Below are 15,971 nucleotides of genomic sequence, written 5' to 3'. Positions count from 1 at the left end.
TAAATGTCAACTAATCTATGTACAAAAACGTTCACTTAATTTGGTATAAAATTACTCCACTTAGGAAGCTAAGTAATTCTTCAGGGTTGATTAGAACACCTGTAGATACTTCAGGATAACTACATAATTGTATGAGTAATGCACTTGAAACCTTTCGTTAAAACCATACACATAATACAACTAACTCCTTGGTTCAATATTTACTTTTTCGTTGAACAAATTCTTTTTCTTGTGCAAAGTATTCTAGGATATAAGGAGATTTTTCAATTAACTTGGTATCTAGTTTATTGTCCAGCTCCAATTACTTTGTTACTTTTCAGATTCAGTTCATTATATTTTGTACTTTGTCTTTATACACAACATATTCTTTACCATCCACTACTGCTACTACCACAAATTCATCATTTGGATTGAATGAAAGCCAATCAGCCCACATGTTAGTATTAGCCCCTCCACTCCACATATTATGAACAGTGTTTTTAGTTAAATTCATAACTTTATAAGACGCATTTGGCGCATTTGTTCCAGTCTTTATTTCAAAAGTGTATGCATTATGAATCTTTTTATAAAAGTATAAAACGTTTGCTGGACGAAGCTGATTCAAAAAATCCTGTTCTTTTTTCTCTGCAATTTTTATCCCTTCTTGCAAAGTGACAACATCTGTTTTTAATGTTTTCCAACTGTTTTTCGCTGCATTCAAGCTAGGGGTTAAGAATTTATATTTATTTTGATCAGCTTTTTGATCAGCTTTATCAATATGTCCCAGTACACCCGAATATTGAGAATCTAAATCCTCCCATTGTGTAGACATATAAGTAAGAGCAGTGATAGCACTATCAAGCATACTATGCATATCACTAATATTATGAAATGCAACTCCAACTACACGATTCAATGTTATTTTATAATCTACATTCTGACGCAATTTTGCTAATTCAGGTTCTAGCCAACCTAACTTACCTCTTGCATCACCTATCATTATGCCACCAGCAATCAAGGTTGGAATAAAGGGGATTTTCACCATGTCTAATCCCTTAGATTCTATGTCTTTTTGATATTTTACTTGTCCTAAAAGGTCCTCTAGACGCTTTTGGTCAGCCTCCACATCAGCACCTTGGTTTTTTAAAATCGATTGTAATGTCTCTTTATGAGTTCCAAATGTTCTAACATCTTCTCCAATAGCATTTTTTAATTGAATTAATTCTTCTATTAATGCTTTTGCAGACTTTTGATTTTGTTGAATTCCTCCTTGTAAATCTGTAATCCCTTTTTTTAAAGTATCTCCATTTCCAGTATTGATCGCCTCTACTAATGTTTCATAATGATTTTCAAATTTTGTATCGTATTCTATAATGCCTGTCAATGTATCTAAAAGATGTTTTTTTACTTGTGTATTCCATGTAACAGCATGTGCTCTTGCATTCTTTTGATCTTGTACAATTTTACTAGGTAAATCTGCATTTCCATTAATAGTTATTCCTTCAAAACTCACATCTGGATTATGAATTAGCAAATAAGAATATTCATTCATAGCTTTTGCAAATAAACCAGCATCTTGCAAAGCTTTTTTCATCTGTTTTTCATTTGCTGAAAGAGACATATTTTCAGTGTTCGTTTGTTCAATTTCAATTGCAAAAGTTTCTATCGGTATGACTGCATAAGTAGTTGTTATAGTTAAAAATGCTGATACAGCGAGTAGTTTATTAGGGATTTTTTTCATTATTTCGTATTCCTCCTATATAGGGTATGATTTCAAGTTCTGATCTTATTAAAAAGCGATGTCTTTCAAAATAAGTTCTAAATCTTTTATCAGTATCGTTTGAACTTTCTTTAGCAGCCTTCAAATCATTAATTATTAAAGAAAATGTATATAATCTACTTTAAATTAACCGATTCTGTTGCAAATTTTAAAAAAACAAATAAACTACAAGTTTATTTTTTATTCGAATCATATTTATATATAATTGAAAGGCGAAGTCTTTAATGAGACTCCGCCTTTCTGTTATATAAGGATTTATTAATTATCACTTTTCTGTTTAACGGTGTAATCATAGACTTTCTATGTTTTAGTTTAGTTCACTTTACATCAGAATTAACATTTCCCTATTTTTGTGGAGTAACAGTTTCCACTTTTAATTCCTTTATTCCTTCTTTTAATGTAACAGCATCTGTTCGTAATGTTTTCCAACTGTCTTTAGCCGCATCCAAATTATTCTTTAAGAATTTAAATCTATTTTGTTCAGCTTTTTGAGATGCGGTCTTAATATGTCCAAGTACTCCCGAATATTGAGAATCTAAGTCATGCCACTGCGTGGACATATAAGTAAGAGCGTTAATAGCATCATCAAGCGCCTTGTGCATTTCATTAATATTACTGTAAGCAACTCCAACTACACGATTTAAGGTTACTTTATAATCCACGGTCTGACGTAATTCTGCTAATAAAGGCTCTAACTTACCTAAATTATCTCTTGCTACTCCCACTATAATACCGCCAATTATTGGTAGACCCAAAATAGCACCCTTCATTACATTAAACCCATCAGATTCTAATTGTTTATAATAGTTTACTGATCCTAATACTTCTTCTAGACGCTTTTGATCGGCATCAACATCTGCACCTTGATTTTTTAAAATTGACTGCAAGAGCTCTTTATTACTTCCAAATGCTCTAACATCATGTCCAATAGAGTCTCTTAATTTAGTTAATTCTTCTATTAATTGTTGTGCATACTTTTGATTTTGTTGAATTTCACCTCGCAAATCTGTAATCCCTTCTTTTAAAGTTTCTCCATCCCCTGTATTAATCGCCTCTATCATTGTTTCATAATAATTGTCAAATGTTGTATCGTATTCAACAATACCATTCAATGTATCTAAAAGCTGTTTTTTTACTTTCGTATCCCAAGTAACAGCATGTGCCCTTGCATTTTTTTGATCTTGTACGATTCTACCAGGTAAATCTACATATCCATTAATGGTAATTCCCTCAAAATTCACATCAGGATTCTTAATTAACATATAAGAATAGGCATTCATAGATTTTGCAAATAATCCAGCCTTTTGCAAGGTCTCTTTCATTCTCGCTTCATTTGCAGAAAGAGCCGTATCTCCATTGTTCGTTTGTTCAATTTCACTTGCAAAAGTTGTTACTGGTGAAACTACATTAGCAGTTGTAATAGTTAATAGCGTCGATACAGCGATTAATTTGTAAGGGATTTTTTTTATCATTTCATTTTCCTCCAATTTAGGTTTTAAATTTCAGTTCTACTCCTGTTTAAAAGCAATATCTTTTGAAATGAATTCTGCATCTTTATGAATATCATTCCAACTTTCCTTAGCGGCTTTTAAATCATCTGGTATTAAAGAGAATTTGTGGTCTTGCATAGAATCGATATTATCCAGTAAATCTGTATAATTTGCGCCCATTGTATTCCATTGCTTTTGAATATTTGTTAGAGACAATATCGCTTGATCTACAGTCTGATATAAATATGCCAATGTTTCTTTCGCGTTAGTAAGCGAAAGAACTGCTTGATTAGCACGATCTGCTTTCATACTTAATTCTCCGATTTTGTTAGAAATTTCATTATAGGAGTCCATATGCTTAGATGCTGTGACACCAGCCGCTGTTCCTAAACCAATACCAGCTGCGCCAAGAGCTGAGAGTCCGCCAACAACAGCCGGTGTTGCTGTACCGCCAGTTACAACAATAACTACCGCTCCTCCAATAGCTGCAATAACTAAAATAGCTGCTCCCAATCCACCACCAATTGACCATGCTAATACATCATCAAAATGTTTTTTCTGAGTAGAACGAAGTTGCTCAATTTCAGCTTGAAGTTGTGGAATCGTTGCCTGTTGACCTGCTAATATTGCAGTTAATCCACCTTTCCCATCGGGACCACCAACATTATTTTTAAAATCTGTAGAATTTTGATATAGTTTCCCCTTGAAGTCTTGTAGCATCTTAATCACATCTGTAACTTCTTTTGAATTTGTATTGATTGTAGTAATTAAATCATTTATACCCTCTTTTAGACTCGCCTTATCTTTCTTTTGTACAGTTTCTACTAATGTGCCGTAATAATTTTGAAATTGTTCATCGTAATTTACAATATTACGAGCAGTTTTTTGAATCTGTGGCTTCGCTGTATCTAACCAGTAATTCGCATTGATTCGTGACAGCTCTTGATTAAGGTGAATATTTTTGAGCAACTCGCCCCCCTCTGAGCCTAAATCGATATTAGATAAATTTACATTTGGTTGCTTAATCATTGTTTTTGCGTATAAATCCATTACTAGAATATGAGACCCTGTTTCAGCCAATGCTTTCTTCAGTCCTTCGGGGCCTAATGCATAATTGCCTACTTTTTGTTCTTGAGCGGTCGTTTCTTGTGCAAATGCATGAATAGTGTTACCGGTAGTAGCAGTTATAACAGTTGCTAATGTAGCTAAAGTTAGTACTTTGAATGGAAATTTTTTCATGACTATTCTCCTTCTTTCGCTAAATGCTTATAATCTTTATAGATTTCCAAAAACGTAATATCAAAATTTATATACTTGCTCTTCAAGGTAACTTATTACATTTTTTAATTGTCTTAATGTATCTTTTTGAGACTGCTCGTTAGTTGTATCAACATTAGTAGATAATTTTGTAATGCTATTTTTTATTAGATTTAAATCTTCTTTATAGCGCTTTAGTAGATCAAGTTCTACATCTACTTGATTTGCAAACGTATGCAAATCATTTTGTGTAAGAAGAAGCATTGATTTTTGTAAATCAGCTATTGATAGTTTCGTTGTTAAATCATATATTTTTTGATTTTGTTTCTCTAAATCATCTAAATATGCTCGCTGTTCTGCTGTTAATTTATTTACTTCAGCAAAAACGCCAAATGTTTTCTTAATCTTTTCGGTATCAATGACCTTCATCAGGTCATACTCTTGTGTTTTTGCTGCGGCTGCGGCTGCTATTTCACCTTGTTTGCTTTTCTCAATTGCTTCACGAGCTGCTTTTTTTGCTGATTCAATCTCTAGAGCAGTTTTACCTTGCTCTGTTGCTTCTTGCACTGCTTTTTTCTCAGCTTCTAGAATAGAGTTGTTAATTTCTTTTCCTTTGTTATACGCTGCCACCCCTGCTTGAGCGGCTGGTTCAATAATTTCTTTTGAAAGACTATAAACTTCTTTGAATATAGCAAATCCCTGTTCATTTAAAGCCCCTGGTATTAATGCAATTTGCTGTAAATCATTTTGAATTGCTTTTTTGGTATTTAATATTTCATTTTTTAACTGATCTATTTTTCCTGTTCCATCTGTACTTAGTATGCTTTGCGCAGTTGCCACATCAGTATCAAAATCTTTTAATTTTTTATCAAGCTGTAATTTAAGATCTGTTAATTCATTGATTTGCCGTTGCGTATTTTCTTGATTCGTCATAGCCATTTCTTGAAGTACTTCAAGTCTATCCGAAAACCCTTCTCTATCTTCTTTATTGTCTACAAACGATTTTAATGTCGGGTAATAGCTATTAAATTTTGTTACAAATCCTTTACTTTTTGAATTTAATAGAATTAACTGTGGATAGAGTTCCGATGACCATTCCTTCATATCTTGTTTGATTAGGAATTGATTTGTATTTAAAGCTGTGACTTCCTCTAACTGTACATTAGGACTCATTAAAGATTGATCAATATACGTTTGGATTAATTTAGATTGCGCACCTAATTTTCGTAATGAAGAGGAAATATCCATGCCTTCCTGATGAGTTTCTGCTTGGACGATTGGTGTTGCAAGAGTATTGATAGGAATATTTCCTCCAGTTACAATGGATGTGACTAATAATCCTGTAATTATTTTAGTTTTCATTCCGTACACTCCTTTACCACTGTTTTTATAACTTAATTCATATAACTTGTACGACCTCTCTCTTTGTAAACTGGTTAGGAAGGAGAAATCTTTCAGATAGGGTAATATCGTTATTTTTTACTTCTAATAGGATGTAAGGATTTTACTTATCTCTCATTTCGATACTCTATTTTTTCAAATATAAATAACAAAAATTTATTAACTATATTTGAATCAAGCACCCTATGAATAGTAAATTATTAATTCTTCTCTAGAATTGCGGTTTAACCTACAGAACCGCGAGAATCCATAAACCAATGCTTACAGTTAATCTTGTCATAACATTGTTTAATTTCAATTTGATAATATATCTCTTAGTTTTGTCAGCAAACTCCTGACTAGACAACAAAAGGTGAAATTATACTGTACATCGCTTATACTTTTATTGCGGAATAACTTCACTTTTGTTATGCAGAAACTTAGAACACGTTTATTACAAATTTGATTCTTGACCACCTGTAAATAAATAGACTATTTAGAAAATTATTTTCAACATAATGTTACTTACAACTTCACTATAATTCCTATTAGCGTAACCTTCTCCTTTCTGTCTGGTCATACCAGTTATGTTGTTCATTAAAACATTAAATTTTTAATGCGTAAATAGAAAAATTTTGTCGATTAAGCTCGATAATTTACTGTTAAATAAAAATATGCACCCAAAAAAATTATATAAATATAGTTATTCGTAAATTTCATTTCTGTAATTGTAATGATTACAAATTAATGTGTATACGGTTAAAAAGAACTATTTTAGCTCAACCAAGAAATTTTATTTTAGAAAAAATACTTATAGAATAATATAATAGGTCTTTTTATACTTTTTTACCTTTATTTAGTTATGTATAATTGCATAAAATGTAGATATATTTAGTAATATATGTTATATTGTTGATTTTTTTACAAAACATCCTAATATCATTATTAATAAATATCTATATGAAGATATTAGTCTATAAACTTATCTTCGTTATAAACGTAGGTTTTAAATTACAAAAAAGCTGCAAAGCTTCCTTGAAACACTTTGCAGCCTTCTGTCTTTTTGTTTTCTTTAGCAAAATAATGGTTAGTGTATTTTTCAAGTTAACTATACGGTACAAACATTTCCATTGAGCTTTTGCTCACATATGTGTTTATCAAATCTTCAAGAGCTATTTGTTTGAGCTGACGTCAGACTGGTGTTTATCTAATTCAAAACTATACCGATAAATTCAGCACATGATTGTTATTAAAAAAATAGATACACTTTGCTTCTCCATTATTTTTCTAACTTCTAAAAATTGAACTGCTCCGCTAACAAGATAATATCAGGTTAATCTCATACGTCTATTTGAATATAGGTTCTTTTTCTAGACAAATCACAAACTCTTTCTAGAGTAATAAGTTCAGTATTTTCATTTTTAGGGATACTTACACCCATGTTTAAGTCTTTACATTGGAGACAGCAGATAACAAGCTTATATTACTGTATATTTTTCACGGTACTGCCTAGGAGTCATGCTAGTGATTTTTTTGAAAACTCTTATAAAATAACTTTGGTCATTAAAGTTAAGCCAAGCACAGATATCTGATAACGAATAAGTGGTGAGTGTTAATAATTTTTTTGCTTCTTCTACTCGTTCTCTTTGAATATATTCGCTTAAAGTGATTCCCATTTCTTTTTTAAATAGTTTAGACAGATAAGTAGGCGTAATTTCTAAATGATTAGCAAGTTCATTCAGAGATATTCCATCGTAAACATTTTTATTAATATGTTTTATACATGTAGTAACCGCGTAAGAATACTTTTTTGCATTGTATTCTTTCACACGATCTGCAAAGGTACGTAAAGCATCCCCTGACAATCGCTTTACAGATTCTACATTATCTAATTGTTCCAGGGTTTGTATATATAAAATACTATGAGCAAAAGCAATATCTGGTGGCAGGTTTCCTTCTATTGCATATCGAGTGGCTAAGGTAATCGCAATAATTCCAAGGTTTTTTTGATTCCTGAGCGGATCCTCTATTAGCATAAGTTCAACATCTTCTTGCGAAACCGCATACATATACTGTATTAACTTTTTTTTATTCCCTTCTTTAATAGTCGAAAAGAAATCATTTACTAATGCCATATTGTGCGTTTTAGGTTTGTTTTGTCGGCGTTTTAAAATATATAAATCAGGTTTCACATTTTTATTAGGAATTTCCTCTAGCACTTTATTTTTTTCCAGGACAATATCTACATCTAACTTTTCATTGAAAATCATGTAATGTAATAAAATTCCCATATCAATTAATGTAGTTTTTTTAATCTCAGATAAACACTGATAATAGGCAAGTCTTTCTTGAATGTTATCATTTGATTTAAATTCTTTCTGAAATTTTATGATCATATCATCTGAATCTTTTGGATGTATAGTAGGACCGATTATAATAGTCCCTTTAATATCATCATGATTTTCTATATGAATTAGAACAAAATTTTCAAGATAGTTGTTACTTCGGAAAAGTGGCAAGTTACAGGGATCGTTTTCTTGATAAATATCACTAAGATGTTCTTCTTTTGAAGAATAAAAAGGACTACAAACATTATCAGATATAGAATGATATAAAATTTTTCTGTCTGTAGATAAAATATGTACAGGGGCATTAAATGCTTTATGTGCAAGATCACACAAGTGTTGTATATCGATGGAAGTATTCATTACTTTCTCCTTTATAGATCCATAAAATATATTCTGTTATATATAATTCACGACAAATAATACTATAAAATATCAAATTAGTACAATTCACAACAAAATATTACTATATCTTTTTTATAAAAATCATATATTATTTAATTGTAGTTAGCATCTAAATATCAGAGTAGATAAGTAAATGAAATAAGCTAAGTTCTTTTCTTAATTCTACAAGATATAATTATTGAACTTGAGAAAACAGTGAAGTACTACAAAATACAGTGGTAGTCAATGCGAGGACCAAGCTGGAAAAAGATTTAAAATAAAGCGAAAGTAAAAGGAGATACTGTACCACCGCAAGAAACAACAGTCAAAGTTCCAATTCAATCATTTATACAAATTGAATTCAAAAAATAAATACTGCCAATTTAAATGTGAAACTGAAAAACTATTTTGTTCCAAATTTTAGAAAAAGATAATAAAGAAGTCGTGAAATCGGAAAAAGATGAAAGCGATAAGGCTATTTTTGAAGCACTATGCTTTGAAAAGTACAAGGTGGAGGAAATTCAAGTACTCAATTAAACTTTTAATTGAGAGAAATGTCTTTTCATCAACAAAAATAAGAATAAAAAATGAATGGAATATTCGAAATATTGTCGGTATAATGCCAAATAGTTTTATCTAATTGGCATTATATTACTGGTCGCAACATTAGTTTTAATTTCCACAAAAGAGGAAAAAATATATATACTTTACAAATACTAAGAATATCAAACTAGATAGTTTTATTACCGCATCACATAAAGTGAAACTTTAATCAGTGGGGGTTTTGTTCATCCCCCACTGATTATTAGCCCACACCAATCGGGCTTTTACGGACAGTTGATCCCCCACCTAACTTCTTTGCTTCCGCTGAATTTTGAGGTGGGGGTCTTACTGCCCACAAATAGCGGGATAAACTTATTATTAATTTCCAAATACAATAGTTGTTAATCAACAAAAAAACTTCAATAATTAAGGTGCACAGTAAATTGACCTCAAAACAGTAATTACTACAGTATCAGTTTTTACTTATTCTATAAAAAAAGAAATATTAATTAATAATTATTACTTTATATCGATTTAGACATAAAACATTTTATTATATCGGCTTAAGTATTATGGAATCAAAATTGCAAATAACACCAAAACTCTTTTAAGGACTCATACATCATTCGTATTGATTTAATTCTCTTTCGATACCTATGTCATTAACACAACTACAAAAGATCATTACAAAGGAATCTGAGAAGTTTTTTTAATTCCAAAATTTATTTTTTTGTAAATTAAAGGAAAAATAATCCGTATATATACGGATTATTTTCTTAGTGTAATCTGCATTGACCTGTTAACTGTTTTTCAGTCATTCGAACTAAGCGTTTTGTAATCTCTCCACCGATCCGAACCATTTACAGATGATGATGTATCAGGTCCCAGTGTGACTCCTAGTTCAAAAGCAATTTCATACTTCATTTGCTCAATAGTACTTGTAGTAGCAGAAAATTGCATTTCAATATAACAACAAAAGCTACAAAAGCAACGAATTTACTACTTTAAATTTAAGTGTTTAACCTTGACGTACTTAAATTCTTTTTTCCAGATAAAGCATACATTATATCTTGATGCTTGATTGTCCTCTTATAATTATGTGGTATCGGGAATTTGTTTCGGTGTTCTTTCATTATAATTAAAGTTTGAAGTTCTATGCTCAATACTTTTGCGAGAACATGATAGTTATATCCATTGTTTAACAGAGAAATTATGTCATAAAACATAGTTTTTCCACCCACTAATTTTACTAATCTATTCTTTAACTCATCCCTTTTTTCTTTAGCTTCATCAATTTCTAACAACATGGATTTTTTATTTGTTTGCTTAATGTATTGAGTATATAACTCTGGGAATTCTTTTTGGACTTCTTTGTTTAATACTGGTTTATATTTAATCATATAAGTAACTTGTAACAATGAGCGTTTTAACAAACTATCTTCAATGAGATACGCTACTTTATTAAATAAATGTACATATTCCTTAATATTGGAATAACTATTAAAATGAGCTAATACTCTACTTTTTATACTAAAAGCCTTGCCTATATAAATAATATTGTCATTATAATCTTTAATGAAATAAATACCACTGTCATCTTTTTCTAATTCATTATCCAGTTCTTCTAGACTCATAAAATGCAATTCACTCATACTTTCCTCTCCTTATTAGTTTTAAATCATGAAAAACAGGCAAGGTTTCTAAAAAAGGCACTCTGCTGTCCTAGGATTTTTCATTTTAGTTCTTGCTAAATATCAAAAAACTGTTTCTATTTTACTCAACTATCAATATAATTATTAATAAAATTTTCTATCGTTATTATCTCGCAATTTTATCATGTAATTTCGAGATCGTTTCCTCATTTAAATTACTATGTTTTATCGAATAAAGGAAATATATTACTACCCCAATAATAATCCAAATACTAAAGTACACCCATGTCCTTAACGGTAAATTTAGCATTAAAAACACACAGCATACAATTGCAATGCATGGTAATACAGGTACAAAAGGTACCATAAATCCACGTTTTAAATTTGGGTGTGATTTACGTAGGATAATAACTGATAGACAAACTAACGCAAACGTCACCAAACTACCGATATTAACTAAATTAACTAATTCTTTCAAGTCAATAAACCCAGCTATTAAAGAGCTCCCTATTCCTGCCAATCCAGTTATAAAAGTGGGTGCTCCAGTTTTCTTATTAACTTTCGCAAATGATTTCGGTAACAATCCATCACGACTCATTGCAAAGAATACTCGTGTTGCCGCATACATATTGGAAAAAATAACAGCCATAAGGCCAATTACAGCACCTGCAGCAATTGCACCAGCGACTTTTCCTTGTCCTACAACTTCCATTACATAAGCCATTGCCTCAGGAACATTTAATTCTTTATAGGAAACCATTCCTGTCATAACAAGGCATACCATAACATAAATAATTGTACATATGATTAATGATGCAATAATACCGATCGGAAGATTACGTTTCGGATCTTTTACTTCTTCTGCTGAAGTTGCTAATATATCAAAACCCGTAAAAGCAAATAAAATAGCTGCTCCACCCGTAAAAACTCCACTTAAACCGTATGGTGCAATTGGTATCCAGTTCATTGGTTTTACATAGAATATACCAACCGTAATAAACAACAGAATCATTCCAATTTTAATCAATACCATTGTATTATTGATTCGTTTGCTTTCCTTCGTACCACGGGATAACATCCATGCTAATATCAATGTAATGATTACTGCTGGTAGATTCACAATACCACCATGCGAAGGAATCGTTACAAGAGCTTTAGGTATCTCCAATCCAAATCCCTTTATTAAATTGTGGAAATAGCCTGTCCATCCAGCAGCGACAGCCGCTGTTGCCACGATATATATTAACAGCAATGACCAACCTACTAGATGAGCAACAAACTCACCAATTGTTGCATATGAGTACGTATATACACTACCAGACGCCGGGAGTGTAGAAGCAATTTCCGCGTAACATAATGCTATAAATCCACATATAATTGCTGCAAGTATAAATGAAAAAACAACTGCTGGACCAGCATTTCTTGCTGCTACTAATCCAGTCAACACAAGAACACCCGTTCCAACTATCGAGCCTACCCCTAACATAATTAAATCAAATGCTCCTAATGTTTTCGTTAAAGTCTTACTTTGATTATGCTCTAACAATTGTGTAACGGATTTCTTTTTTAGTAAATTACTCATATTTTCTGTATCCCCTTTAAAATAAGGTTTGTTCTTCTCGTTAGTGTTGTATATAAATTTACTTAGTTATTAACTAGCCTCATAATATTTCTTTTACATTAAATAGATTTGAAATATTATATAAATTCACTTCTCACTTACTAGTTAAACTAGACATTTCCATAGATTTTTGCGTACAACGTTTCATAGCTGAAATGATAGCTGTTCTTAAACCTTTTTCTTCTAGCGTTACTACAGCTTCTATCGTCGTTCCACCTGGAGAACAAACCATATCCTTCAATTCACCTGGATGTATTCCTGTTTCCAATACCATTTTTGCAGAACCTAATACAGCCTGAGCCGCAAATTTATAAGCTTGTTTTCTCGGCATACCGCCAAGTACAGCAGCATCTGCCATGGCTTCTATAAACATATACACATATGCTGGAGAAGAACCACTAATAGATGTAACAACATCCATTAGTTTTTCATTTATGACCTCCGTCTGGCCGAAAATATTAAATATGTTCAATACCTCTTTTATATCTTTTTCTGTAACTATTTCATTAAAACATAACGCAGACATTCCTTCTCCAACAAGTGCCGGTGTATTAGGCATTACTCTAACAACTTTTAACTTTCTACCAAATTCATTCTCAGTGCTCTTAATACTTTTTCCTGCAGCAATAGTTACAACGATTACATTATTTTTTATTTGATCTTTTATTTGGTTAATTACCGATGAGTATAAATCTGGTTTGATTGATAAAATTAAAATGTCAGCACTGTTAGCGACTTCATTGTTGTTAGTAGTTATAGTTATGTCATATTTATTACTAGCATTTTTTAAATTAATGACGTTTAAATCTGAACAAATTATTTGATCTGGAGAAACTATATTTTTTTTAATCATCCCACCTATCATAGCAATACCCATGTTTCCACATCCGATGAATCCTATTTGTTTATTCATAATAATTTGCTCTTGCTCCTTCTACTCTAAATTTTATTGATTTTGAAATTATTAGTCTAAATAAGGGCTATTACAATTACTTGGTTTATCAATAGAATTTCAAAATTCTCCTTCCTATATAGAGCTTACATATACCTCTAATAACTTCTTTGCTTTCGCTGAATTTTGAGGTGTGGGTCTTACTGCCCGGCAAATAGCGGGATAAAATCATTCCTTTAATCTATAATAAGAAGGACATAAAAAAACAAAAAGTTACAAAAATTTTCAAATTAAAATTTTCGTAACTTTTTGTTTTTATGTAAATACAAGGTCAATTGAGACGTCTCATCGTTTTAAACTTGATGCTCCATAATCTTGTATAGTTACATTTATATGATATTTAATCGGTACCTTACTAAATGTTCGATCCCAATTTTTTTTGACTTTCTCCCATGTTCTCGGGTGTTTAATTCTTAATTGGTTTCCAAAACCCGCAATATCGACTTGATATTCTTTTTGTATTTTTTTTGTAACATGATGTACTAAGTGCTTTACTTCTTTTTCAATAGCTTTTTCTTCCTTTTTTAAAAATTCATTTTCAAAATCTTTTCCTGATTGCATCCAATTTTCGGACAAACGCCCTTCTGATTCAATGTTTACATCAAAGGAAATATTATTTCCGTTAACATGTGGTATGATTTTGCTTTTTATTGACTTTATTTCGTATATAATGAGTTTCTTTGATTCTTTATCAAAAGTTTTTACCACACCACCATTCCTTTTTCCGTTTATCCATACTACTCCTTCCAATTCCTGTTCATTTAAAAAGCCCATCAACTTTTTTGTCTTCCCTTTAATTACAGCAGCTCCTGCAAATTTTGTTTCCCCATTTATCGAGATTACATTTTGCAAAAGAAAACTGGCCCCTGACCGCATCTTTCCTTCCAATTTAGCGAGCGATACAGGAGGTAAAATCCTTGTTGTTCTATTTCTATTATCTGCAATTCCAGACAAACGAAATGCTGGGATTTCTCCTTTTTTGTTTGATTCCAGTACCTCCTTCGCTAGACCCTTGCTAATTAAGATCATACAGCTAAGCCGAACTTCATTGTCACGGAGATACTGTTCAAGTAATTGTTCTAAACTGTATGTACGTACAAGACTATCACTGATAACAATGTTTTTTAAATGTGGGCTGAACATTGTGCTCTCTCTTTTCAATGAAAACTCACGAACAATTTGATGAATGGAATCACCGGTCTCAGAAACATTTATATAACGTTTTTGCTGTCCGTTCCCTTTACTTTGTGCTTGCGAACTAACAATTTGATAAGTAGCTGTTATAAGATTTCTTTTAGGATAACCTCCTTCCTCATCCTCTTTCTCAATTGTTGAATCCTTCTCTTTATCTAGTGCTATACCTGCAGTTAAACTCAACTCTTCTACTTCTTTGCTGCTCCAACACCCTGTTAAAAATAGAAGCAAAAGCGTCCATAACAAAGCCAAATAGAACCGCATATAATTAAATTTATGTTTCACACTACTCCTCCTTTTAATCGCGTAATAATAAGAAGAAGCAGTGGCAGTAAACCAAATAAAAATAATGCAACATTACCAAGCATATCCCCCAATTTAAGCAAGTCATTTATATTTTTCGAAGTCATAGCAATGATGTAAATGATTGGAATCAAAGCAAAAATAAACGGATGAATACTCTTTTTAAAGAGTTGCGCTAATCCTAATGCAGCTGCATAATAACTAATCGTATAGGTAGCAAATATTTGCATAATCCATATTACAAGCAGTAAAGATTCAAAACGTTCAAATATCAAACCAGAAATTTCAAAACTGCGCATAAGGTCAATTGTCGGCCATGTTCTTGTTACAACCCCATCAATTGATAATGCACCAATGACCATTACAACAGTTATTACATAAAAGATTAACGGAATAGAAATTCCAACTAAAATAGCTTTTACTGCTTTCTTTCGTCGTTCCATAAATACCAAAAGAATTAACATAATTTCAGGACCTGTATATGCGAGAGACGTTGTTTTTATCCCATCTAACACTGGTTTAATTCCCAAACCTAATACGGGACGGAGATTATCTATCTCGAATATTCCGATACTCATAAAGGAAATGATTAAAAAAATAAAAACAGTAATAGGAAATATTATTTCAAACATCCGTGCAATTGAATTAATACCACCCATAATCAAATAGAGACCTATCCACATAAAAGGCATAACAATAGCCCATGTGGGGGTTCCTTCGAGCAAAAAAAAGCTTATTACTTCTGCCATTGAACGAATTTGAAATGCTGAAGTTGTAAGAAAATACCCTATAATAAGAAAACTAAGCAATCTGCCTATCCATTTCCCTACAATATCTTGACTGTATTGGTAAAATGTTTTTTCTGGAAACTGCTGACTTAATTTGACCATAATTACTCCTGAAACCATTGCGAGTATCCCACCTAATATCACACTTAACCATACATCTGGTGTTTTCACTTTTTCCACAGATGCTCTGGGCAAAGTGAGAATTCCTGTCCCAAGTATGTAATTTACAATAATAACAACTGCTTGTGAAGTTGTTATTCGGTCTTTAGGTATAGTAATCACTGAAGGCCACTTCCTTTCGTC

11 protein-coding genes and 2 pseudogenes are annotated in these 15,971 nt (G+C 31.6%); 1 reads left to right on the top strand and 12 read right to left on the bottom strand.

Going from position 1 to position 15,971, the window contains the following annotated elements; translation table 11 throughout:
* Window positions 1-73 precede the first annotated feature (73 nt).
* The 6 genes and pseudogenes from DN390_RS31755 to DN390_RS08440 form a co-directional block, all read right to left on the bottom strand.
* Window positions 74-301 (bottom strand): annotated as a pseudogene (locus DN390_RS31755) (hypothetical protein); the annotation flags it as partial.
* 21 nt (window positions 302-322) lie between these two features.
* Window positions 323-1,723: a hemolysin BL regulatory component HblB gene (hblB, locus tag DN390_RS08460; RefSeq protein WP_147807125.1), complete on the bottom strand. Its 1,401-nt coding sequence runs from the start codon at window positions 1,721-1,723 to the stop codon at window positions 323-325.
* A gap of 380 nt (window positions 1,724-2,103) precedes the next feature.
* Entirely contained in the window at window positions 2,104-3,231 is a 1,128-nt protein-coding gene (hblA, locus tag DN390_RS08455; protein ID WP_147807124.1) for a hemolysin BL binding component B, read from the bottom strand.
* Between the two features lie 36 nt (window positions 3,232-3,267).
* Window positions 3,268-4,488, bottom strand: a complete 1,221-nt coding sequence (gene hblD, locus DN390_RS08450) for a hemolytic enterotoxin HBL lytic component L1 (RefSeq protein WP_147807123.1) — start codon at window positions 4,486-4,488, stop codon at window positions 3,268-3,270.
* A gap of 60 nt (window positions 4,489-4,548) precedes the next feature.
* Window positions 4,549-5,868, bottom strand: coding sequence for a hemolytic enterotoxin HBL lytic component L2 (gene hblC / locus DN390_RS08445; protein ID WP_147807122.1), 1,320 nt, complete (start codon window positions 5,866-5,868; stop codon window positions 4,549-4,551).
* A 1,496-nt stretch (window positions 5,869-7,364) separates the two neighbouring features.
* On the bottom strand, window positions 7,365-8,594 hold the full coding sequence (locus DN390_RS08440) for a helix-turn-helix domain-containing protein (RefSeq protein ID WP_147807121.1): 1,230 nt from the start codon (window positions 8,592-8,594) through the stop codon (window positions 7,365-7,367).
* Window positions 8,595-9,023: 429 nt separating this feature from the next.
* Between DN390_RS08440 and DN390_RS08430 the strand changes: the two genes are divergently transcribed.
* On the top strand, window positions 9,024-9,152 hold the full coding sequence (locus DN390_RS08430; RefSeq protein ID WP_147807120.1) for a peptidase: 129 nt from the start codon (window positions 9,024-9,026) through the stop codon (window positions 9,150-9,152).
* 782 nt (window positions 9,153-9,934) lie between these two features.
* Here the strand turns inward: DN390_RS08430 and DN390_RS08425 are convergent.
* The 6 genes and pseudogenes from DN390_RS08425 to DN390_RS08400 all read right to left on the bottom strand — a co-directional run bounded on the left by DN390_RS08425 (window position 9,935) and on the right by DN390_RS08400 (window position 15,950).
* A pseudogene (locus DN390_RS08425) lies at window positions 9,935-10,118 on the bottom strand (small, acid-soluble spore protein, alpha/beta type).
* Between the two features lie 50 nt (window positions 10,119-10,168).
* Window positions 10,169-10,810 carry a nucleotide excision repair endonuclease gene (locus tag DN390_RS08420; RefSeq protein WP_001292174.1) on the bottom strand — a complete coding sequence of 214 codons (642 nt, stop codon included), beginning with the start codon at window positions 10,808-10,810 and terminating at the stop codon, window positions 10,169-10,171.
* Between the two features lie 166 nt (window positions 10,811-10,976).
* On the bottom strand, window positions 10,977-12,392 hold the full coding sequence (locus tag DN390_RS08415) for an amino acid permease (RefSeq protein ID WP_147807119.1): 1,416 nt from the start codon (window positions 12,390-12,392) through the stop codon (window positions 10,977-10,979).
* Window positions 12,393-12,525: 133 nt separating this feature from the next.
* Window positions 12,526-13,344, bottom strand: a complete 819-nt coding sequence (gene proC / locus DN390_RS08410; protein ID WP_147807118.1) for a pyrroline-5-carboxylate reductase — start codon at window positions 13,342-13,344, stop codon at window positions 12,526-12,528.
* A gap of 324 nt (window positions 13,345-13,668) precedes the next feature.
* Window positions 13,669-14,862, bottom strand: a complete 1,194-nt coding sequence (locus tag DN390_RS08405) for a Ger(x)C family spore germination protein (protein WP_147807117.1) — start codon at window positions 14,860-14,862, stop codon at window positions 13,669-13,671.
* Entirely contained in the window at window positions 14,859-15,950 is a 1,092-nt protein-coding gene (locus DN390_RS08400) for a spore germination protein (protein WP_147807116.1), read from the bottom strand. The genes DN390_RS08405 and DN390_RS08400 overlap by 4 nt, the downstream gene beginning before the upstream one ends.
* Between the last annotated feature and the right edge of the window lie 21 nt (window positions 15,951-15,971).

It is taken from the genome of Bacillus sp. SH7-1 (genome assembly GCF_008042405.1).
Classification (GTDB): Bacteria; Bacillota; Bacilli; order Bacillales; family Bacillaceae_G; genus Bacillus_A; species Bacillus_A thuringiensis_N.
This window is presented reverse-complemented; position numbering and strand designations above follow the sequence as displayed.